Source organism: Streptomyces mangrovisoli, from assembly GCF_000974985.2.
Taxonomy (GTDB): Bacteria; Actinomycetota; Actinomycetes; order Streptomycetales; family Streptomycetaceae; genus Streptomyces; species Streptomyces mangrovisoli.
Map to the genome: position 1 here is coordinate 22701 of NZ_LAVA02000118.1, position 21730 is coordinate 44430.

Here is a 21730-nt window from a genome sequence, read left to right on the forward strand (position 1 = left end):
TCCGGCTCCGCGGGCGCCACGCCGAGCGCGGGGCCGGACATGCCCGCGGACCTGTCCATGCGACCTGCCCGCGGACCTGTCCACGCGGCGTGCCGCGGACCCGCCCGCGAGCCCGCTCACCCGGCCTGTTCGCGGGCGTGACGGGCCGTCGCGAGGACCGTGCGGCACTGGTGCTCCACCTGGTTCTCGATCGGCACCCAGCGGGCCCGGAAGCGCTCGGCGAAGGCGTCGCTCCAGAGCGCCACCAGGTGTTCGAGCCGGGCCGCCGCGGGGTCGCCGGTGTCCCGCAGCACCCGCAGCAGCATCGCCGCCGCGCGCAGCGGCACCCGCCGCCCGAAGGCGTCCACGCTGCCGACGTACGCCATCGTGGTGTCGGCCGGCGCGGTCCGCGTCCAGTCCGCGGCCAGGCCCGGCACCAGTTCGAGGCCCCAGCGGGCGGCCCGCAGCCGGGGGTCGTCCACGCCCGCCAGCCTGGGCCCGGCCGCCGTCAGGACCCGTTCGACCTGCCAGGCGTCGCGTTGCAGGCGTTCCGCCAGGCGCCGGATCGCCGCGGCCGGAGCGGGGTGCTGGGCGGGATCGTCCACCAGGTCGCTGGCCCACATCGGCACCTCCACGACCGCGGTGAGACCGCCGTGGTGATGGGTGTGGTACCAGGTGCTCCGCCGCGCGTCGTCCGGCAGGCTCGGGTAGGCGGCGGTCGCGCCCGGCGCGGGCATCACGTGCACGCCGGGCCCGCACCCGGGCCAGCCCGCCGCGTCCGCCGGGCCCGTCTCCACGGGGATGTGCAGCTCGGCCGCCGACTTGGCGAACGGTTCGGCGAGCCCCGGCACCGCTCGCGTCAACTGCACCCAGCTGCCGCCCAGTTCGGTGCCGTGCAGGGTGACCTGGAGATAGGGCCGCAGTTCGGCGATGGTCCGGGTCAGGGCGTGCGTCTCGGGCGGCAGCCGGTCGGGCGGCAGCACCGCGGGCGACCACTCCGGCTGCTCGAACCCGGCGGGCCGGAAGAACCCGAGGTGGTAGTCGAGCAGGCTGCGCGGCGCCGGGGTCCGGTGCAGGTCGGCGCCGTCCGGGTCCGCGCAGAGCAGGAAGTGCCAGGCGGTGTCCGCCCGCAACTCCGGTTCCTGTAGGACCCGTTCGGCGAGCGCGAGCGAAGTGGCGCCGCCGACGGGTTCGTTGGCGTGCGCGCCGGCCACCACCAGGACGGAGCGCGTGGCACGGCCGACGGAGAGCAGGTGCAGCGGGCGGCCGGCCCGGCTGGTGCCCACCTGACGGAGGCTGCACAGGGCCGGCCGGTGGGCCGTCAACGCCCGTGCGGCAGTGACCAGTTCGGCCACACTGGGGTAACGCAGCTCCGGCAGGAGACTCACCCCCGACTTGTCCGCCCGGCGTCGCCACCCGCAGTACCCCACGGACTCGGAGACCTGTCAAGGACGCTCCGGGGAGCCTCCAGGAGCGCCCCGGCGCGCGCGGTGTCCACCGGGCGCGACCGCGCGACGCCCACCGCCCCCGGAACCGACCGAACGCCTCCGGCAACTCCCCTTATGCGGGCGGGAGTTGCCGTACGGCCGCGGGAGTTGCCGTACAGACGCGGGCGGAGCCGGAGAACCGGGGGACGAACCGGTGGCCCGGGGCGAGCGCCTCCTCGCCCGAGACTCACCCGACCCGTTCCAGCAGCCCCACCGGAACCGTCTCGAAGAGGTCCGCCAAGAGCGCCTCGCCCTCGAACTCCCGTTCCGGGCGCAGTACGTCCGCCCACCGGCCGGGCGGCAGCGGGAGTACGGAGTCCCGCCAGCCGCCCGCCTCCGCCAGCCGGAGCGAGAGCCGGGTGACCGCCGTGACCACGTCCCCGGAGCGCGCGAAGGCCACGCAGTGCGCCGCCGCCGGGCCCCACGCGGTCAGCGGCGCGCAGGTCGCCGACTCGCCGAAGGCCGCCGGGCGGCGGGCCCGCAGCCGGAGCGCCGCGGTGGTCACGGCGGCCTTCTCGCCGGGCGCGTCCGGCGGGAACGGCACCGGCCGCCGGTTGTCGGGGTCGACCAGCGCCAGATACTCCGCCTCCGTGCCCTGGTAGAGGTCCGGCACCCCCGGCATCGTCAGGTGCACCAGGGCCGTGCCGAGGACGTTGGCCCGGATGTACGGCTCCAGGGAGGCGCGGAAGGCGGTCACCCGTTCGCCGGGCACCCCGCAGGGGCCCGCCGCGACGAACGCCGTCACCGCCTCCTCGTAGGGCGGTTCCTGCTCCGTCCAGCTCGTGTACAGACCGGCCTCCCGCACATGCTTCAGCAGGGCGTCCTGGACGCGCTCCGCGGACGCGGGGCCGAGCCCGAACACCGTCTGCCACGCCGCCCACGCCAGTTGCGCGTCGGGCACTCCCTCGCCGGTGCGCGTGACCTCGGTCAGCACGTCGGCCCAGCGCTCGGGGCACTCGGTCAGCACCGCGAGCGCCGCCCGCACGTCGGCGCTGCGCTTGGTGTCGTGGGTCGAGACCACCGTGCCGGTGGCGGGCCAGTCGCGCTGCACGCGCCCGCAGTAGGCGTGGAACTCCTCGGGCGGGACGGCCGGGCTCCCCGGGTTCCCGCCCACCTCGGTCGCCGACAGCAGCGGCACGTAGCGGTAGAACGCCGTGTCCTCGACGGACTTGGCGCGCAGCGCGGACGACGTCTGCGCGAACCGCGCGCGGAACTCCGCGAGCGCCGGCGCCTCCTCCGGCGCCTCGCCGGGCCGCCCCGTCAGCAGCTCCCGTACGACGTCGACGGCGCCCGCCTCCTCGGGCACCACGAACGCGAGCCGGGCCTCGGCGGCCGTCTCCTCGGTGAGGAGGGCGGCCGCGTCGCCGGGGCCGTAGGGCCGGTAGACCTCCAGGCGTACCAGCAGCTCCTGGAGCGCGGTGCGCAGTGCCCAGGGCGCCCGGTCGCGCAGCGCGGGGTCGGGGGACGTGGCGCACAGGGTGCCCGCCACCCGGGTCAGCCGGTCCATCTCGGTGGCCAGCTCGTGCGTGATCACCTTGTACGCCGCCCGCCGGACGGTCGCCTCCCACTCGCCGCCGCGGTCGGTCTGCGGGGCCGCGAACCGCCGGTACTGGCCGAGGAGTTCGCCCGCGCCCGCCGGGTCGACGAAGAGGCCGTCGACCTGGCGCAGGGCGTCGTAGCCGGTGGTGCCCGCGACGGGCCAGGACGCGGGCAGCGGCTCGCCGTCGGCGAGGATCTTCTCCACGACCGTCCAGCGGCCCCCGGTCGCCTCGTTGAGCCGTACCAGATAGCCGCCGGGGTCGGCGAGGCCGTCGGGGTGGTCGATCCGCAGCCCGTCGACCACGCCCTCGTGCAGCAGCGCGAGGATCTTGCCGTGGGTGGCCTCGAAGACCTCCGGGTCCTCGACCCGTACCCCGATCAGCTCCGAAATGCTGAAGAAGCGGCGGTAGTTGAGCTCGGTGCGGGCCAGCCGCCACCATGCCAGGCGGTACCACTGGGCGTCGAGCAGCCGCGGCAGCGGCAGGTCCTCGGTGCCCTCGCGCAGCGGGAACTCCTGGTCGTAGTAGCGCAGGACACTGCCGTCGACCTCCAGCCGGCCGAGTTCGTCCCCCAGCGGTCCGCCCAGCACCGGCAGCAGCAGCCGGCCGCCCTGTGCCTCCCAGTCGATGTCGAACCAGCGCGCGTACGGCGACTTCGGGCCCTCGCGCAGCACCTCCCACAGGGCGCGGTTGTGGCGCGGGGCCATCGCCATGTGGTTGGGCACGATGTCCACCACCAGGCCGAGCCCGTGCTCGCGCGCGGCGAGGGAGAGCGCGCGCAGCCCCTTCTCGCCGCCGAGCTCCTCGCGCACGCGCGCGGGGTCGACGACGTCGTAGCCGTGCGCGGAACCCGGCACGGCCTCCAGGACGGGAGACAGGTGCAGGTGCGAGACGCCGAGCGAGGCCAGGTACGGCACGGCCTTCGCGGCGGCCGCGAAGGGGAACGCGGGCTGGAGCTGGAGCCGGTAGGTGGCGGTGGGCACGGCCGGTACGGGGTGCTCAGGTGTCATGAAGGGGTACGTACCCGCCTCGCGGGTTTTCTGTCATCCGCCGCCCACCCGCTCCCGCCGGGGATGCCGTGGTTTCCGGGGTGCGGCCGCCCCGTACCCTCCGGTGATCACCGCAACGGCGGAGGGCGTGGGGCGGCCGCGGCCCGGTGGGGGCCGGCGCGCAGTGCCCCGCGCCCCTCCCGGGGTGCCGGGCACGCCGCCCCCTCCGGCCGGTCAGGCCGGCCGCTGCAGCACCGTCATGCTCCGGTCCGGGAGCGTCAGCCGTTCGCCCGCCTCCACCTTCGCGCCCGTCCCGGGCGCGACCCCCTCCGGAAGGGCGGTGTCGACCACGATCTGCCACTGCCGCCCGTGGTCGACCGGGACGACGAAGTCCAGCTCCTTCGGGGAGGCGTTGAACAGCAGCAGGAAGGAGTCGTCGCTGATGCGCTCGCCGCGCGGTCCGGGCTCGGAGATGGCGTTGCCGTTGAGGAACACCGACAGCGCCGACGCCTGCGCGGAGTCCCAGTCCCGCTGGGTCATCTCCCGGCCGTCGGGGGTGAACCACGAGATGTCGGACAGCTCGTCGTGGGTGCCCTCGACGGGCCGGCCGTGGAAGAAGCGCCGGCGGCGGAAGACGGGATGGTCCTTGCGCAGCCACACCATCGCGCGGGTGAACTCCAGCAGCCCGCTGCCGTCCTCGGGCCAGTGCACCCAGGCCAGTTCGTTGTCCTGGCAGTAGGCGTTGTTGTTGCCGCGCTGGGTGCGCGCGAACTCGTCGCCGTGGCTGATCATGGGCACGCCCTGGGACAACATCAGCGTCGCGAGGAAGTTGCGCATCTGCCGGGCGCGCAGCTCCAGGATCCGGGGGTCGTCGCTGTCGCCCTCGGTGCCGCAGTTCCAGGACCGGTTGTGGCTCTCGCCGTCCCGGTTGTCCTCGCCGTTGGCGCTGTTGTGCTTGTCGTTGTAGGCGACCAGGTCGTGCAGGGTGAAGCCGTCGTGGCAGGTGACGAAGTTGATGGAGGCCAGCGGCCGGCGGCCGTCGTCCTGGTAGAGGTCGGAGGAGCCGGTGAGGCGGGAGGCGAACTCCGCGAGCGCGCGTGGCTCGCCCCGCCACAGGTCCCGTACGGTGTCGCGGTACTTGCCGTTCCACTCGGTCCACAGCGGCGGGAAGTTGCCCACCTGGTAGCCGCCCTCGCCCACGTCCCACGGCTCGGCGATCAGCTTGACCTGGGAGACCACCGGGTCCTGCTGCACCAGGTCGAAGAACGACGACAGCCGGTCCACCTCGTGGAACTGGCGGGCCAGTGTCGCCGCGAGGTCGAAGCGGAAGCCGTCGACATGCATCTCGGTGACCCAGTAGCGCAGCGAGTCCATGATCATCTGGAGCACGTGGGGCGAGCGCATCAGCAGCGAGTTGCCGGTGCCCGTGGTGTCCATGTAGTAGCGCGGGTCGTCCGTGAGCCGGTAGTAGCGCGCGTTGTCGATGCCCCGGAAGGACAGCGTCGGGCCCAGGTGGTTGCCCTCGGCGGTGTGGTTGTAGACCACGTCGAGGATGACCTCGATGCCCGCCTCGTGCAGGGCGCGGACCGCCGACTTGAACTCCAGCACCTGCTGGCCGCGGTCGCCCCAGGAGGCGTAGGCGTTGTGCGGCGAGAAGAAGCCGATGGTGTTGTAGCCCCAGTAGTTGTTGAGGTCCATGTCGACCAGGCGGTGGTCGTTGACGAACTGGTGCACCGGCATCAGTTCGAGCGTGGTGACGCCGAGCCGGGTCAGATGGTCGATGACCGCGGGGTGCGCGAGTGCCGCGTAGGTTCCTCGCAGCTCCTCGGGCAGCCCCGGGTGCAGCATGGTGAGGCCCTTGACGTGCGCCTCGTAGATCACGGTGTTCTGGTACTCCACGCGCGGGCGCCGGTCGTCGCCCCAGTCGAAGTACGGGTTGACCACGACCGAGGTCATCGTGTGCGGCGCCGAGTCCAGGTCGTTGCGCCGGTCGGGTTGGTCGAAGTGGTAGCCGTAGACCTCCTCGCCCCACCCGATCGTGCCGCTGACCGCCTTCGCGTAGGGGTCGAGCAGGAGTTTCGCCGAGTTGCAGCGCAGCCCGCGCTCGGGCGCGTAGGGGCCGTGCATCCGGAAGCCGTAGCGCTGTCCGGGCATGACACCGGGCACGTACGCGTGCCGGACGAACGCGTCGCTCTCGCGCAGTTCCACCGCCGTCTCCGAGCCGTCGTCGTGCAGCAGACACAGCTCTACTCGGTCCGCGGCCTCCGTGAAGACCGCGAAATTGGTTCCGGCGCCGTCGTACGTGGCGCCGAGCGGATACGCCTCTCCAGGCCAGACCTGCATGGATATGACTCTTTCAGGTGAGCGGCGCCGCGGTGGCTCCTTGGCTTCGAGTCTCCCCGAAAGTGATGGAACCACCCCTGACTTACGTCCCTCTTACCGATCGACCAGTGCATACGTCGTATGCCGTACTTGTGGGGCATACATCACATACTCCCCGGTGACCGGGGGAGTAGGGGGAACACGTGCGCGAAACAGTGCGCCGCCATCTGGGGAAGGTGGTGGCCGGGACGGCTGTCGCGGTGGCCGGGACGGCCGCGATGGTCGCGATCACCCTGCCGGGCACGGCGGGGGCGCAGACCTCGGGTGGAACCGGCGGCGCGGCGGCCCGGCAGGCGGGGGACCAGGCGGCGGTGGGGCTGGACGCCCCGGCGCCCGGCGTCGTCGAGCGGGCCCCGGCCCAGGGCGAGCAGGGCCAGGGCCTCGATCCGCTGACCGACGACGAGATCGGCCGGGCCGAGCGGGCGGCCCTGAACCGGCAGCTGTTCGACTCGAGTGAGAACGTGAGGGGCGCCCGCGGCCCGCAGCGGCTCGGTGTCGAGCTGTCCGAGCCCGACACCGGCGAGTCGGACGACCCGGGCGCGCCCCGCCGCGCCGACGTGACGTTCTACGACTACCGGGACGACACCGTGGTCACCAAGACCGTCGACCTGGCCACGGGCAAGGTCGCGGCGACCGCCACCCAGCACGACGTACAGCCGCCGCTGAGCCTCGCCGAGCAGACCGAGGCGGCCCGGCTGCTGATCGCCGACCCGCTCGGCGCCGGTCTGAAGGCGGACTACAAGGACGCGACCGGCCGGGAACTGACCTCCCCGGACCAGCTGAGCCTCACCAGCATGATCTACCGGGCCTCGCCGGGCGCCCAGTCGGCCGCGCTCGACCAGTGCGGCGAACACCGCTGCACCCGGCTCTTCCCGAAGATCAAGAACGGCGCGTGGATCGACACCCGCGACTTCGTGATCGACCTGAGCGCCCGCAAGGTCGTCAGGCTCGGCTGAGCGCGACGGCGTCCCGCGCCCGGCCCCCTCGGCGGCCCGGCGACCGTGCGACGCGCCCGGTCCCTCTTCGCGGACCGGCAGCCCACCCCCCCACCCGAACCTCCGGTATCTCCGACAAGGGAGACCCATCTCCATGCGCGTGAACGACATCAGCCGTGCCCGCAGGCGGACGGCCATGGGGCTGTCCCTGGCCGCGCTGGCCGCCGGCGTCACGACCGGCGCGGGCCCCGCCACCGCCCAGCCGCGGACGGCCCCCGCGCCCGCCGCCGAGTGCAGCGCCGCCTACCGGATAGAGCAGAAGCTCTCCACCGGCACCACCTGGCGGATGTGCTGGCGCTTCGAGGCCCGCTCCGGCGTCGTCCTCGACGACATCTCCTACCAGCCGCCGGGCGAGACCAAGCCCATCAAGGTCCTCAACAGCGCCAAGCTCGCCCAGATCGACGTGCCCTACGACGACGGCAGCGTCGAGTACAACGACGTCACGGACTACAACTTCGGCAACGGCCTGGTCAACCTCACGCCCGCCGAATGCCCCGGCGGCACCATCAAGACCGTCAAGGTCGCCGAGCCGTACTACTCCACCTCACCGAACGTCAAAGGCCTCTGCGCCACGACCCGTTCGCGCGGACACGCCTACCACCTGCTGTCCGACACCGGCGGCAAGACCTACCAGGCACAGGGCAAGGACCTGCTCCTCTACACGGTCAACAAGGTCGGCTGGTACGAGTACATCACCGAGTGGCGCTTCCAGGACGACGGCACCATCGGCATGAACGCGGGCGCCACGGGCAGCCTTTCGCCCGGCGACTACGACGCCGGGGACGGCCGCGGCTGGCCGCTCGGCAAGGGCGCGAAGGCGTACGCCACCAGTCACAGCCACAACATCTTCTGGCGGCTCGACTTCGGCCTCGACGGCTCCTCGAAGACCAAGGTCGAGCAGTACGACTCCGTCGTCAGCGCCCCCGTCCACGGCCAGCAGGCCCCCACCAACAGGACCACGCTCACCCCGGTCACCAAGGAACTGGCGGGCGACGCCAAGGACATGCGCTGGTGGCGGGTGGTCAGCACGGCCGGCAAGAACAAGGACGGCCACCCGAGGTCGTACGAGATCGTGCCGGGCCCGACCGCCAAGTACCCCGGCCGTCCCTTCACCAAGCACGACGTGTACTTCACCCAGTACAACAAGTGCGAGCAGTACGCCAGCGGCAACCCCCTCAACTGCGGTACGGGACACGGCACATCTGTCGACAAGTGGGTGAACGGCCAGACCCTCACCCATCCGGTGGTCTGGGTCAACGTGGGGTTCCACCACATCGCCCGGGACGAGGACCAGCAGCCGATGCCCGTGCACTGGCAGGGTTTCGCCATCGCCCCACGTGATGTGACCGCTATGAATCCGCTCACTCCGGCCGAGTTGGCCGATCAGAACGGGCATGTCGTCGGCGGCAGTTGAGAGTCACCCTGTCCATCCGGCTGCACCGCCCGCCGCTCCCGGAGTACCCTTCCTTGATCGTTGACACGGGGAGTGCTCGGGGGAGCGGAAGGCGGTGCACGGGTGGGCTCGGGAGGGCTGGAGTTGCCCCCTGGTGACGATGGTCACGAGGGGAGCTCCGCGAACATCCCGCCCGGCGCGGTGTCCCTGGCCCGGCCGATGGACGCGGGCTCCATCGGACCGGAGCTGGACTGGGACGCCGACGCCTGGCTCGAGGTGCGTACGCGCGCCCAGCGGGCCGGCCGGGCCTACATATGGCTGAACCTCGTCGAGCAGCGGCTGCGGGCGGTCGTGGCCGCCGTGCTGCGCCCCGTCTACGAGCCCGTCCACGGCGACGAGTGGGTGGTGGCCGCGGCCGGACCGGCCGGGCAGGAGTGGGTGCAGCGCGCGGTGGCCGTGCGCGAGGTCAGCCGCCGCAAGGGCTATCTGCTGGACCCGGCCGACGACAACGTCATCAGCTTTCTCACCCTGCCGCAGCTGCGCGAGCTGATGGTGCAGCACTGGCCGTGCTTCGCGCCTTACATCGACGAGCGCCGCGACGTCGAACTCGCCCTGGACGAGCTGGAGGTGACGCGCAACGTCGTCTCCCGCAACCGCGCCCTGTCCGAGGCCGTGCTGAACCAGGCCGAGCGGGCCTCCGCCCGGCTGCTGGAGATCCTCGGCACCGGCGGCGACGTGCCCTCCGCCCGCCGGCTGCCGGTCGACGCCGTCGAGGATCTGGTCGGCGACCGGTACGCGGACGTGGTCGCCGTGCACTCCGACCGGGTGCGGCTGCTGCGGCAGTTCCCGGCCGAGGACATCTTCGGCGGCGCCCGGCGGCTCGACGCCGTCGGCATCGGACTCAACCTGCTCGTGCAGAACTTCTCCGGCCGCCGGCTGGTGAGGATGGCCGAGGCGGGCTGCCGGGTGCGGCTGCTGTTCCTCAACCCCGCCTCCAGCGCGGTCAAGCGGCGCGAGCGCGAACTCGGCCTGAAGCGCGGCGAGCTGAGCCGCTCGGTGGAGATGAACATCCTGCACATGCGGCGGGTGCGGGCCCAGCTGCGCGACCCCGGCGCCTTCGAGATCCAGGTCTACGACGACACGCCCCGCTTCACCGCCTACCTGGTCGACGGCGACGGCCGGGACGGCATCGCCGTGGTCCAGTCGTACCTGCGCCGCAGCAGGGGGATGGAGGTGCCGGTGATGGTCCTGCGCAACGGCAGCAAGGTCGTCAAGTCCGACGACCCCCGCGCCCTCGACGACAGCGTGCTCTTCCCCACCTACCGCGAGGAGTTCGAGCTGATGTGGACGGATGCGCGACCGGTGTCCTGAAATATCCGCTTTCGGCGGTCGGAAGGCGGCGTTTCGGCGGCGGAAGCGGAATGCGGTCCTCTGATTGTCAGTGGCGCATGGGATCGTGGAGCGCACTGGGGGAAAGCACCACGGAAAGGGGGGCCGCCATGGGCTGGCACCGAGAGCTGCTGATCGGCTTCGACCTGGAGACGACCGGGACGGATCCGCGCGAGGCGCGCATCGTCACGGCCGCGGTCATCGAGTTCAAGGACGGAGCGCCGCTCGGGCGCCGCGAGTGGCTGGCCGACCCCGGCGTGGAGATCCCCGCCGACGCGGTCGCCGTGCACGGCATCAGCAACGAGCGCGCGGCCGCCGAGGGCCGCCCGGCCGACCAGGTCGCCGACGCCCTCGCCGACGTCCTCACGGGGTACTGGCGCACGGGCGTCCCCGTGGTCGCCTACAACGCGGCCTTCGACCTCACCCTGCTCGCCGCGGAGCTGCGCCGGCACGGGCTGCCGTCGCTGCGCGACCGGCTGGGCGGCCTGGACCCGGCCCCCGTCGTCGACCCGTACACGATCGACCGCTCGGTGGACCGCTACCGCCGCGGCAAGCGCACCCTCGAAGCGGTCTGCGGGGAGTACGGCGTGGCGCTGGAGTCCGCGCACGACGCGGCGGCCGACGCCCTTGCCGCGGCCCGGCTGGCCGCCGCGATAGCCGGCCGCCACCCGAAGGTCGCGGCCCTCGGCCCGGCGGAACTGCACCGCCGCCAGATCGAGTGGTACGCGGCCTGGGCGGCCGACTTCCAGGCCTTCCTGCGCCGCAAGGGCGACGAGACGGCGGTGGTCGACGGCATGTGGCCGCTGCGCGAACTCACGACCGAACCGGCCTGACAGCGTCCGAATCGGTCCGACACCGGGGCGCGTGTCCCGCACCCGGGACTCGTGCGGTGCTCGGGGCCCGTGCAGTGCTCGGCGTCCGGGTCCGTGCTCGGCGTCCGGGTCAGAACGGGTGCCAGCGGACCGTCTCGTCGCCGTCCCGCAGGGAGGCCACCCGGCGGCGGAACTCCGTCAGGGCCTTCGGGTTGCTCGGCGCGTGCTGGGCGACCCAGGCGCAGCTCGCCGTCTCGCGGGCGCCGCGCAGCACGGAGCAGCCCGGCCACGCGCGGACGTCCCAGCCGTAGGCCGAGGTGAAGGCGTCGTAGGCCTCGGCGGGCAGGCCGTAGCGGTCCCGGGACAGGGCCATGACGACCAGGTCGTGCTCGCGCAGGTCCGCGGAGAAGGTCTCCAGGTCGACCAGGACCGGGCCGTCCGGCCCGACGTGCACGTTGCGGGGCAGCGCGTCGCCGTGGATCGGGCCCGGCGTCAGGTGGGGCACGAGCTGTGCCGCGGCCGCCGCGAAGCCGTCGCGGCGCTCGCGCAGGTACGCCGCGTCCGCCGGGTCGATCGCGTCGCCCGCGAGCCGCAGCCAGCGCTCCACCCCGCCCAGCAGCTCACGGCGCGGCAGGGCGAACGGCGGCGCGGGCAGGGCGTGCACGACGCGCAGCAGCTCGGCCAGGTCCCGCGGTTCGGCCGGCCGTACGGCGTCGGGCAGCCGGTGCCAGACGGTCACGGGGTGCCCGTCCACGAGCAGCGGCTCGTCGCGGGCGGCCCGGACGGCCGGGGCGTCCGCCTTCGCCAGCCACAGGGCGATCTCCAGCTCGCGGCGGGCGCGGTCCAGGAGCTCGGCGTCGCGGCCGATCTTGACGACCAGGTCGCCGGCGGCGAACACGGCGTTCTCACCGAGGGCGAGCAGTTGTGCGTCCCGCGCCGGTCCGGGCAGCACGCCTGCCGCCGCCAGGACGCCCCGCGCCCGTGCCTCGTCCATCGCCGCCGCCTGCCTCCGTGTCGGTCCCTGCAAGATCCACCGCCCAGTCTCGCATCAGCGGCGGCCGGGTAGGGGTCGGGCCACCCCGGGTATCCGCTCGCGGGCCGGTGGGCCTTTTCGCGCAGTTCCCCGCGCCCCTCTTTTGCGGGGCGGTTCCGGTCGGTGGTTGCCCGCGGGCCCGTCGTGGCCGCTCGCGCAGTTCCCCGCGCCCCTCGAGAGGCGCGGGGAACTGCGCGAAGGGGCCCCACTCGGCCGCGGATTTCAGGGGCGTGGGGGAACCGCGCGGTCGGTCACGGTGAGGTCGGCGCGTAGGCTCCGGCCTCGCTCGCCGGTCCCGCCGAAGGCGACCCCGCCGGGGCCGCCGCCTCCGGCGACTCGTCGTGGGTCAGATCCGGCAGCCGGTGCAACCACTTCGGCAGATACCAGTTGCGCTCGCCGAGCAGTGCCATCACCGCGGGCAGCAGCACACCCCGGATGACCGTCGCGTCGATGAGCACCGCGGCCGCGAGGCCCACGCCCATCTGCTTCATGGACTGCATGGACAGCGTCCCGAAGATCGCGAACACGGCGACCATGATGACCGCGGCGCTGGTGACGACGCCCGCCGTGGTGACCACACCGTGCTGGATGGCGTCCCGCGTGGACCGCCCGCGCAGCCGCGCCTCCCGGATCCGGGAGACCACGAACACGTGGTAGTCCATCGACAGCCCGAACAGGATGACGAAGAGGAACAGCGGCAGCCACGTCACGATCGCGCCCACCCCCTCCGCGCCGACCAGCGAGGCGCCCCAGCCGTGCTGGAAGACCGCGACGAGGATGCCGTAGGCGGCGGCGACCGAGAGCAGGTTCAGCACGATCGAGGTGATCGCGACGGTCAGGGAGCGGAACGACAGCAGCATCAGCAGGAAGGCGAACACGACCACGAACGCGAAGACCGGCACCACGGAGCCGAGCAACTGGTCGTTGAAGTCGTGGTCACCGGCGACGTTGCCGGTGATCGGCGCCTGCACCCCGTCGACCTTGCCCAGCGTGGCGGGCCGCACGACGTCGCGCAGCTTCTCCAGGCTCTTGCCGGCCTTGTCCATGTCGGAGCCGCCGACCAGCGGCACCGACACGAGCGCCACGTTCCGCGCCGCGTGCACCTTGACGTCGATCGGGCCGCGCGAGGCGCCGGAGCTGATCGCCGCGTCCTCGAACCGCGCCAGCGCCTCCCGTACCTCGGGCGCCGAGATGTCCTTGGCCTTGACGACGACCTCGGCCGGCTCGGAACCCCCGGGGAAGGCGTCGTTGACGCGGTTGTAGGTCTGCACGATCGGCAGCTTGTTCCCGAACTCCTGGTCCAGTGTCAGCTGCGAGGTCTTCATGCCGAGCGCGGGCGCGGCGATCGCGAGGAGCGCGCCGGCGGCCAGCGCCACCGACACCCCCGGCCGGGCCAGCACGCGCCGCAGCACCGCCGACCAGAACCGGCTCTCCGAGGGGCCCGAGCCGCGGCGCCGGCGGCGCAGGAAGGGGATGCGGCCCTTCTCCACCCGCTCGCCGAGCAGTGACAGCAGCGCGGGCAGCACCGTCACCGACCCGACCATGGCGACCGCCACGACGATCAGGGAGGCCAGGCCCATCGCCTCGAACTCGGCGAGCCCGGTGAACAGCATGCCCGCCATCGCCACGCACACCGTGACGCCCGAGACGATGATCGCGCGGCCGCTGGTCGCGGCGGCGATCCGCAGCGCAGACCCGGCGTCCCGCCCGGCCTCGCGTTCCTCGCGCTCCCGGCGCAGGTAGAACAGGCAGTAGTCGACGCCGACCGCCATGCCGACCAGCAGCATCACGGAGTTGGCGGTGTCGCTCATCGGCTGGAGATGGCTGACGAGGCCCATCAGGCCCATCGTGGCCACGATCGCGGTGATCGCGAGAGCGACCGGCAGCAGGGCCGCGACCAGCGCGCCGAAGGCGATGAGCAGAATGCCGAGGGCCACCGGCACGGCGGAGAGCTCGGCCTTCTGGAAGTCGTCCCCGAAGGCGTCGTCGTACTGCTTGGCCATGCTGGCACTGCCGATCTCCTCGATCCGCAGCGACCCGTGCGCCTTCTGCACCCCCGCGACGGCGTCCAGCACCGGTGCGACCCGGTCGGACGCGGTCTCCGAGTCGCCGCGCATGTCGAACTGCACGAGCGCGCTGCGCCCGTCCTTGGAGATCGTCTTCGTGTCGTACGGCGAGGTCACGTCGGTGACCTTGCCGGTTGCGCCGACCGCCTTCACCACGTCCGCGACGGCGGAGCGGAACCCGGCGTCGGTGGCCTTCGTCGTGCCGTCCTTCGCCTGGATCAGGACCGTCTCCCCGGCCGGTTCCTTGATCCCCGCGTCGTCGATGATCCGGGCCGCGGTGTGCGTCTCGCCCTTGAGCTGGTCGGCCTCGTCGACGTCGACCCGGCCCGCCGCCGAACCGAGCCCCATGGCCAGGACGACGAACAGCACCCAGATGCCGACGGCCGCCCATCGGTGCCGTGCGCTCCAGCCGCCGGCCCGGGCGGCGAGCCCTCGTACCCGCGCTTGTTGGTTCCCCATGACGGGCTTGCCCCCCTTGTCGCGGCGGCGGCCCCTGCCACCACCTTCCGCTTCGACGGTAGGGGCCGTGCGCGGCCGTCTCGTCGTGCTCTCCGGTGAGCCGCGGCGGGCCGGGCTCCTCCGTCCGGACCGCGTGCCCTCCGCACTGGGGAGGACCGTGGCCCCTTACACCTATCGGGGCTTCTCGGGGCCGACGATCAGGGTGGCGCGAGCCGCGTCCCGGCGTGCCGACGGGCCGGTGTCCGGTCCGTCGGCAGAGATCCTCTTTGTGATTACGAAAGTTTGTTGAACAAGTCACAGCTGCGTGTAGTGCTTGCCGACGGGCCGTCACATCGGCGAGAGTTTCGCGCAGTCCGCCTCGCGGGCGCGGCCGTCGTGCCCACCCCCACGGGGCACGACGGCCCATCTAAGGTGGCCGGGTGACGACCTATGCGGCGCTGTTGCGCGGAATCAACGTGGGTGGCAGCAGGAAGCTCCCGATGGCCGAACTGCGCGCACTGCTCACCGAGTCGGGGTACGGCGGCGTACAGACGTATCTCCAGAGCGGGCAGGCCGTGTTCACGGCCGAGGAGGGCGACGAGCGGTCCCTGGCCGCCGCGCTGGCCGCGGCGATCGAGAAGCGGTTCGGCTTCGCGGTGGACGTGATCGTGCGCGACCACGCCTATCTGGCGGCGACCGTGGCGGCCTGTCCGTTCCCGGCCGCCGAACTGGAGCCCAAGCAGCTGCACGTGACCTATTTCGACGCGCCGGTCACCGAGGAGCGGTACGCGCAGCTCGACCGGTCCGCGTACCTGCCGGAGGAGTTCCGCCTCGGCGACCGCGCGCTCTACCTCTACGCCCCCGACGGCCTCGGCCGCTCCAAGCTCGCCGAGCAGCTCTCCCGCGCCCGGCTGACCAAGGGCCTGATCGCCACCACCCGCAACTGGAACACGGTCGTCAGGCTGGCCGAGCTGACCGTCGATTGACGGATCGTCAACTTCTTTTCAAATCAGGCAACTTGACCGCCAACTCTCGGATTTGTCCTGGGTGTCGAGGTCAACAGTTTCCGTCGGCACGGATCAACGGTGCGTACAGCTGTGCGAGGCTCGTCGTATGCGCTACATCATCATCGGGGCAGGTGCGATCGGCGGCGCCGTCGGCGGACGGCTGGCCCAGTCGGGGCAGGACGTGGTCCTCGTCGCCCGCGGCGAGCACCGGACCGTCTTACGCGAGGCCGGACTGCGCCTTCGGGTGCCCGAAGGCGAACTGACCTACGAGCTGCCCGTCGTGGCGGGCCCGGAGCCGCTCGGTGAACTGCGCGCGGACGACGTGCTCGTCCTCGCGGTGAAGACCCAGGACACCCAGAGGGCCCTGGACGCCTGGGCGAGCGCCCCGGTCGCGGGCGGCGGCACGGCGGGCGAGCGGCTGCCGGTGCTGTGCGCCCAGAACGGCGTGGAGAGCCAGCGCCTCGCGCTGCGCCGCTTCCGGCACGTGTACGGCGTCTGCGTGTGGCTGCCCGCGGGCTTCGTCGAGTCCGGCGTGGTCTCCGCCGCCGGCACCCCCCTCACCGGCATCCTGCACCTCGGCCGCTTCCCCTACGGCACCGACGAGACGGCCCGGCTGATCGCCGCCGACCTGGAGAAGGCCCGCTTCGAGGCGCCCGTGGTGCCGGACGTGGCGCGGTGGCAGTACGCCAAGCTCCTCGGCAACCTGGGCAACGCGATCGAGGCGATCAGCGGCCCGCTCGGCGACGAGGAGAGCCTCGCGCTGTTCGCGCGGGTACGGGCGGAGGGCGCGGCCGTCCTGGACGCCGCCGGGATCGTGTACGCGGGCGAGGCCGAGCAGCGGGCCGCCCGCGGCGACAAGGTCACCCTCGTCCCGCTGGACGGCGCACCGCGCGGTGGCGGGTCCTCCTGGCAGTCCCTGGCGCGCAGCACGGGCACCATCGAGGCCGACTACCTCAACGGCGAGATCGTGCTGCTCGGCCGCCTGCACGGCGTGCCGACCCCGCTGAACGAACTGCTGCAACGCCTCGCGGACACCTTCGCGCGCGAACGCCGCGCTCCCGGCTCGCTGCCGCTGGCCGAACTGATCCGCCGCGCGGACGCCGCGGAGTCGTAGACCGCGCGGGTCCGTCGTGGCTGGTCGCGCAGTTCCCCGCGCCCCTGAAAGGCGCGCCCGTGGCCCGGCGTTCCCCTGTGACGCCGGGCCACGGGTCCGTTCTCTCTGCGTCGGGAGCGGCGGAGATGTCACACCGTGACGGGGGCAGACCTCAAGGGGCCCGGGGAACTGCGCGACCGGCCACGACGCACCCGCAGGGCACCATCCTCTTGGGGGCGCGGGGAACTGCGCGACCGGCCGGGACGCACCCGCACGGAGCCACCGAGCAAGGCCCCGCCGGGTTCAATCGCCGAGCCCGCCGCAGGCGTTCACGCTCCGAGGGCGTCCAGCGGTCCCACGCCCGCACGCAGAGCCGGGACGCAGGCCGCCGCGTACCGCTCCAGCAGGACCCGCGCCACCTCCGGCGCCGGGCCGAGCACGTCCGCGAGCACATCGGCCCCCGCCGCGCCCCGCGCGATGCGGTCGGGCAGGAACCCGGGCGCGAGGACGTACGGCGCGACCGCCACCCGCGCACAGCCCATCTCCCGCAGTTCCCGTACGGCGTCCTCGGTGCGGGGCAGGGCCGCGGAGGCGAACGCAGGCCGCACGGCGCACCAGCCGGTGTGCCGCCACTCCCGCGCGATGTCTGCGATCACTGCGATCGCCTCCGGGTCGGTGGACCCCGCCGAGGCCAGCACGACCCCGGTCGAGGACTTGTCGGCGGGCGTGAGCCCCGCCTCCCACAGGCGCCGTTCCAGCGCCGACAGCAGCAGCGGCGAGGGGCCGAGCACCTCCGCCTGGCGGACGCGCAGCCGCCGCGGCGCCGCCCGCAGCACCGCCGGGATGTCCGCCTTGGCGTGGAACGCGCGCGTCAGCAGCAGGGGCAGCGCCACCACGTCCCGCACGCCTTCGGCCGCCAGCGACTCCAGCACCCCTTGCACGGAAGGGATGTTGAAGTCGAGGAAGCCGGTCTCCACCCGCAGTCCGGGCCGCAGCGACCGTACGCGCCGCACCAGGGCGTGCACGGTCGCGGCGTGCCGCGGATCACGGCTGCCGTGGGCGATGACGAGGAGGACGGGCTGCGCGCGCATGGTTCAGCTCTTCACCAGCAGGCCGCGGCTGCGCAGCACCCACCGCTCCAGCGGGCTGAAGATCAGCAGGTCGATCGCGATGCCGACGAAGAGGATCAGCAGGATCGCCTCGAACACCATCGCCATGTCGCTCGCGGTGCGGGCGTTCTCCAGCAACTGGCCGAGGCCCACGCCCAGATCGGGGAAGCTGGCGATGATCTCCGCCGCCATCAGCGAGCGCCAGGCGAACGCCCAGCCCTGCTTCATGCCGGCGACATAGCCGGGCAGCGCCGCCGGCAGGGTGACGTGCCAGGTGCCCCTGAGTCCGGTCGCGCCCATCGTGCGGCCCGCCCGCAGGAACAGCGGCGGCACCTGGTCGACGCCGGACACCAGGCCGTTGGCGATCGAGGGGACCGCGCCGAGCAGGATGACGGCGTACATCATCGAGTTGTTCAGGCCGAGCCAGATCACGGCCGGCGGCACCCAGGCCACCGACGGCAGGGACTGGAGCCCGGACAGGATCGGGCCGATCGCCGCGCGCACGAACCGCACCCGCGCCACCAGGAGGCCGAGCGGGGTGCCGATGAGCAGCGCGAAGAAGAAGCCCAGCAGGCCGCGCGAGACACTGGTCCAGATGTAGCCGAGCAGGTCGCCCTTGAGCCAGTCGGTGTGGAACGCCTGGGCCACGTCGGACGGGGACGGCAGCTTGGTCGGGTCGTCGACGATCTTGAAGGTGATCAGGCCCTGCCACACCACCAGGACCACCACGATCGCGGTGACCGGCGGCAGGACCTTGCCGACCAGGGTCTGCCGCAGCGACGGCCGGCCGCTCTGCTCGGTCTCCAGCGCGTCGAGTCCCGCCTCGATGCCGGGCAGTTCGGCATCGGCCGGCCGGGTGCCGGTGGTCCGGGCGCCGTTCGTCGCGGTGTCGCTCGCCGCGGTGTCGCTCGTCCGGGCGTCGGCCGGTTCGGCGCCGGACGCCGTCGTCGTCTCAGTGCTGGCCATGGCGGCGGATCTCCCCACGCAGGACTTCGGTGATCTCCAGGGACAGTTCGGCCACGGGGGCGTCCTCGATGCGCCGCGGCTGCGGGATGTCGACCGTCCACTCGCGGGCCACCCGGCCCGGACGCGAGGACAGCAGCACGACCCGCTGCGCGAGCCGCACCGCCTCGCGCACGTTGTGCGTCACGAACAGCACCGACACCCCGGTCTCGCCCCAGATGCGGGTCAGTTCGTCGTGCAGTACGTCCCGCGTGATGGCGTCCAGAGCCGCGAACGGCTCGTCCATCAGCAGCAGATTGCTCTCCTGCGCGAGCGCGCGGGCCAGCGCCACGCGCTGGCGCATACCGCCGGACAGCTCGTGCACCCGCTTGCCGTACGCGCCCTTGAGCCGCACCAGTTCGAGCAGGCGCTCGGCCTTGTCCTTGCGGTCGTTCTTGGGCACCCCGCGCAGACGCAGGGCGAGTTCGATGTTCTTGCCGGCCGTCAGCCACGGGAAGAGCGCGTGCTCCTGGAACATCAGGGCGGGGCGCCCGTCCGTGGTGATGGAGCCGGCGGTCGGCCGGTCCAGGCCCGCCACCAGGTTCAGCAGCGTGGACTTGCCGCAGCCCGAGGCCCCCAGGAGAGTGACGAACTCGCCCGGCGCGACATCGAGGCTGATGTCGTCCAGGACGAGCTGCTGCCCGCCCGGTCCGGCGAAGGACTTGGAGACGTGCTCCAGCCGCGCGGCGGTCTCGACCGCCTCAGCGGCCTTGGCAAGGGTCGTGGCCATGGTCGTCACCTCCTGGGGATCTCGTGGGGTCGGGTCAGCTCGCGCCGAGTCCGGCGTCGCTGACCGTGCTCTCGCCCTCGGCGGTGAGGACCTTGTTCAGGATCGAGAGGTCGTAGATCCCCTTCAGCTCGGGCTTGTCCAGCAGCCCGGCCTTGACCGCGTGGTCCGCCTCGGTGTTGAGGGTGGAGGCCAGCGGGTCATTGGTGATCTGGATCGACTTCCACGCCGGGTCCAGCACATTGGCGGGCAGCGCCTTGCCGGAGTCGGCCTCCAGCTGCTTGTTCGCCGCGGCCTTCGCCTTGTCGGGGTTGGCGTTGATCCACTTGTTGGTCTCGACGGACGCCTTCAGCACCGCCTCGACGGCCTTCGGGTGCTCCTTGAGGAACTTCTGCGACACGACGATGTTCGTGATCACGAACTTGCCGTCGGGCCACAGCGAGGACTCGTCGAGCAGCGTCTTGCCGCCCTCGGCGACCAGCTTGGACGCGGTCGGCTCCGGCACCCACGCGCCGTCGATGGAACCGGCCTTGAAGGCGTCCGGGGTCACCTTGTTGTCGCTGCGGACGACCGTGACATCGCCCTTGCCGCTCTGCGCGTCGACCTTGTAGCCCTGCTCCGCGGCCCAGTTGAGGAACGCCACGTCCTGCGTGTTGCCCAGCTGCGGCGTGGCGATCTTCTTGCCCTTGATGTCCTTCAGGGACTTGATCTTCTTCGGGTTCACGACCAGCTTGACGCCGCCGGAGGCCGAACCGCCGATGATCCGCAGGCTGGTGCCCTTGGACTTGGTGTAGCCGTTGATGGCCGGCGAGGGGCCGAGCCAGCCGATGTCGATGGAGCCGGAGTTGAGCGCCTCGATCTCGGCGGGGCCGGCGTTGAAGGTGGCGTACTCGGCCTTGGTGGCGCCGAGTTCCTTCTGGAAGAGGCCCTCCTCACGGCCGACCAGCGCGGTCGCGTGGGTGAGGTTGCCGAAGTAGCCGATCTTCACGGAGTCCAGGCCGTCGATCTTCGTGGACCCGGCGGCCACCTTCTGCTTGGCGTCCGTGTCGTTCTTGGCGTCCGACCCGTAGCCGCAGGCGGCGAGGGCGAGCAGGGGCAGGGCGGCGACGGCGGCTATGCCGCGGCGGAAGAACTTCGAGCGGGCTGAACTGGCGGCTGAACCGGCAAGGCGGTTGGCAGGCACGGGAGGCGTTCCTCTCGTTGGCCCGGCGGTCACGGTCTCTCAGGTCGTGGCCGGGAGATCGGCAGGTCTTCGGCGGTGCGGGTGGGGGGTGAGGGCGCGCAAGCGGTGCGCGTACGTCACAGCGCACATCGCGCGACCCCGCCCTGCCCGCTGCCGAGGGCGCCGCTGCCGACGCGGCCGCCTTCCTTCGCGAACGTCGAGTAGAAGTCCGTGGTGGTCATGTCAGAAGTCCCACCCGTCGTCCTCGGCCTCGTCCCGGACCGGCTCGGGGGAGGCGAACGACTCGCCGACCATGCCCGCGGTGAGCGTGGTGCCGTCGTTCGGGTCGATCAGGATGAACGAGCCGGTGCGCCGCGAGTCCGCGTAGGAGTCGACCGGCAGCGGCTCGGCGGTGCGGATCTTCACCCGGCCGATGTCGTTGGCGGCGAGCTGTCCCGGATGCGGGTGCAGGGACAGGTCGTCGAGGGTGAGCCGGGAGGGGATGTCCTTCACGATCGCCTTGACCGTGCGGGTGCCGTGCTTGAGCAGCACCCGGTGCCCGACCGTGAGCGGCTGGTCGGCGACGTGGCAGACGGTCGCCTCGACGTCCTGCGTGGTCGGCGGCGCGTCCTTGGTCGGCACGATCAGATCGCCGCGCGAGATGTCGATGTCGTCCTCCAGCAGGACCGTCACCGACTGCGTCGTCCACGCCACGTCGACCGGCTCGCCGAGCAGGTCGATCGCGGAGATCCGCGAGCCGCGGCCGGACGGCAGCACCGTCACCGCCTCGCCGACCCGGAACGAACCGGCGGCGATCTGGCCGGCGTAGCCCCGGTAGTCCGGGTGCTCGGCGGTCTGCGGCCGGATCACGTACTGCACGGGCAGCCGGGCGTGGCAGTGGCTGAGGTCGTGGGTGACCGGGACCGTCTCCAGGTGCTCGAGGACGGTCGGGCCGCCGTACCAGTCCATCGTGGCGGACGGCTCCACCACGTTGTCGCCGGCCAGTGCCGAGATCGGGATCGCCGTGACCTCCGGGACACCCAGCTCCGTCGCGTACGCCGTGAACTCCTCGGCGATCGCCGCGAACACGGACTCCCGGTAGTCGACGAGGTCCATCTTGTTGACGGCG

Annotated in this window: 16 protein-coding genes; 6 read left to right on the plus strand and 10 right to left on the minus strand. The window is 72.5% G+C overall.

Going from position 1 to position 21730, the window contains the following annotated elements; genetic code table 11:
- Nucleotides 1–116: 116 nt before the first annotated feature.
- The 3 genes from WN71_RS36185 to glgX form a co-directional block, all read right to left on the minus strand.
- Nucleotides 117–1367: a M14 family zinc carboxypeptidase gene (locus tag WN71_RS36185; protein WP_046592018.1), complete on the minus strand. Its 1251-nt coding sequence runs from the start codon at nt 1365–1367 to the stop codon at nt 117–119.
- A 286-nt stretch (nt 1368–1653) separates the two neighbouring features.
- Nucleotides 1654–4014, minus strand: coding sequence for a malto-oligosyltrehalose synthase (gene treY, locus WN71_RS36190; protein WP_046592019.1), 2361 nt, complete (start codon nt 4012–4014; stop codon nt 1654–1656).
- A 213-nt stretch (nt 4015–4227) separates the two neighbouring features.
- On the minus strand, nt 4228–6336 hold the full coding sequence (glgX, locus tag WN71_RS36195) for a glycogen debranching protein GlgX (RefSeq protein ID WP_046592020.1): 2109 nt from the start codon (nt 6334–6336) through the stop codon (nt 4228–4230).
- A gap of 182 nt (nt 6337–6518) precedes the next feature.
- On the opposite strand from glgX, the gene WN71_RS36200 reads away from it, so the two are divergent.
- The 4 genes from WN71_RS36200 (at nt 6519) to WN71_RS36215 (ending at nt 10985) form a co-directional block, all read left to right on the plus strand.
- The gene (locus tag WN71_RS36200; protein ID WP_046592021.1) at nt 6519–7331 is read left to right on the plus strand and encodes a Tat pathway signal sequence domain protein; all 813 of its coding nucleotides are present in this window, start codon (nt 6519–6521) and stop codon (nt 7329–7331) included.
- Between the two features lie 133 nt (nt 7332–7464).
- Nucleotides 7465–8784 (plus strand): copper amine oxidase, encoded by a 1320-nt coding sequence (locus tag WN71_RS36205; protein ID WP_046592022.1) that lies wholly within the window; start codon nt 7465–7467, stop codon nt 8782–8784.
- A 72-nt stretch (nt 8785–8856) separates the two neighbouring features.
- Nucleotides 8857–10134: an SAV2148 family HEPN domain-containing protein gene (locus tag WN71_RS36210; protein ID WP_206300236.1), complete on the plus strand. Its 1278-nt coding sequence runs from the start codon at nt 8857–8859 to the stop codon at nt 10132–10134.
- A 128-nt stretch (nt 10135–10262) separates the two neighbouring features.
- A complete protein-coding gene (locus tag WN71_RS36215; RefSeq protein ID WP_046592024.1) occupies nt 10263–10985 on the plus strand; it encodes a 3'-5' exonuclease in 723 nt (240 codons plus the stop codon).
- Nucleotides 10986–11094: 109 nt separating this feature from the next.
- Here WN71_RS36215 and WN71_RS36220 read toward each other — a convergent pair whose 3' ends face one another.
- A complete protein-coding gene (locus tag WN71_RS36220) occupies nt 11095–11958 on the minus strand; it encodes a phosphotransferase enzyme family protein (RefSeq protein WP_046592025.1) in 864 nt (287 codons plus the stop codon).
- Between the two features lie 290 nt (nt 11959–12248).
- Nucleotides 12249–14522 (minus strand): MMPL family transporter, encoded by a 2274-nt coding sequence (locus WN71_RS36225; RefSeq protein ID WP_046592026.1) that lies wholly within the window; start codon nt 14520–14522, stop codon nt 12249–12251.
- A 419-nt stretch (nt 14523–14941) separates the two neighbouring features.
- Here WN71_RS36225 and WN71_RS36230 point away from each other — a divergent pair, with 419 nt between their 5' ends.
- Both WN71_RS36230 and WN71_RS36235 read left to right on the plus strand, forming a co-directional pair.
- Complete coding sequence (locus WN71_RS36230; RefSeq protein WP_046592027.1) at nt 14942–15487, plus strand: DUF1697 domain-containing protein; 546 nt, start codon at nt 14942–14944, stop codon at nt 15485–15487.
- Nucleotides 15488–15614: 127 nt separating this feature from the next.
- Nucleotides 15615–16622, plus strand: coding sequence for a ketopantoate reductase family protein (locus WN71_RS36235; protein ID WP_046592028.1), 1008 nt, complete (start codon nt 15615–15617; stop codon nt 16620–16622).
- 308 nt (nt 16623–16930) lie between these two features.
- Here the strand turns inward: WN71_RS36235 and WN71_RS36240 are convergent, their stop codons facing one another.
- From WN71_RS36240 to WN71_RS36260, 5 genes are all read right to left on the minus strand, one after another.
- On the minus strand, nt 16931–17692 hold the full coding sequence (locus WN71_RS36240; RefSeq protein WP_046592029.1) for a sirohydrochlorin chelatase: 762 nt from the start codon (nt 17690–17692) through the stop codon (nt 16931–16933).
- Nucleotides 17693–17695: 3 nt separating this feature from the next.
- On the minus strand, nt 17696–18676 hold the full coding sequence (locus WN71_RS36245) for an ABC transporter permease (RefSeq protein WP_079178388.1): 981 nt from the start codon (nt 18674–18676) through the stop codon (nt 17696–17698).
- Nucleotides 18663–19442, minus strand: a complete 780-nt coding sequence (locus WN71_RS36250; RefSeq protein WP_046592030.1) for an ABC transporter ATP-binding protein — start codon at nt 19440–19442, stop codon at nt 18663–18665. The genes WN71_RS36245 and WN71_RS36250 overlap by 14 nt, the downstream gene beginning before the upstream one ends.
- Nucleotides 19443–19476: 34 nt before the next feature.
- Nucleotides 19477–20622, minus strand: a complete 1146-nt coding sequence (locus WN71_RS36255; RefSeq protein WP_046592031.1) for an aliphatic sulfonate ABC transporter substrate-binding protein — start codon at nt 20620–20622, stop codon at nt 19477–19479.
- Between the two features lie 222 nt (nt 20623–20844).
- A partial coding sequence (locus tag WN71_RS36260) for an elongation factor 1-alpha C-terminal domain-related protein (RefSeq protein ID WP_071369924.1) occupies nt 20845–21730 on the minus strand: 886 nt, incomplete at its 5' end.

Coding starts and splice junctions, on each gene's coding strand:
- WN71_RS36250 (WP_046592030.1), bottom strand. CDS start 19,442: ATGGCCACGACCCTTGCCAAGGCCGCTGAGGCGGTCGAGACCGCCGCG.
- WN71_RS36220 (WP_046592025.1), bottom strand. CDS start 11,958: ATGGACGAGGCACGGGCGCGGGGCGTCCTGGCGGCGGCAGGCGTGCTG.
- WN71_RS36225 (WP_046592026.1), bottom strand. CDS start 14,522: ATGGGGAACCAACAAGCGCGGGTACGAGGGCTCGCCGCCCGGGCCGGC.
- WN71_RS36240 (WP_046592029.1), bottom strand. CDS start 17,692: ATGCGCGCGCAGCCCGTCCTCCTCGTCATCGCCCACGGCAGCCGTGAT.
- WN71_RS36205 (WP_046592022.1), top strand. CDS start 7,465: ATGCGCGTGAACGACATCAGCCGTGCCCGCAGGCGGACGGCCATGGGG.
- WN71_RS36215 (WP_046592024.1), top strand. CDS start 10,263: ATGGGCTGGCACCGAGAGCTGCTGATCGGCTTCGACCTGGAGACGACC.
- treY (WP_046592019.1), bottom strand. CDS start 4,014: ATGACACCTGAGCACCCCGTACCGGCCGTGCCCACCGCCACCTACCGG.
- WN71_RS36235 (WP_046592028.1), top strand. CDS start 15,615: ATGCGCTACATCATCATCGGGGCAGGTGCGATCGGCGGCGCCGTCGGC.
- glgX (WP_046592020.1), bottom strand. CDS start 6,336: ATGCAGGTCTGGCCTGGAGAGGCGTATCCGCTCGGCGCCACGTACGAC.
- WN71_RS36245 (WP_079178388.1), bottom strand. CDS start 18,676: ATGGCCAGCACTGAGACGACGACGGCGTCCGGCGCCGAACCGGCCGAC.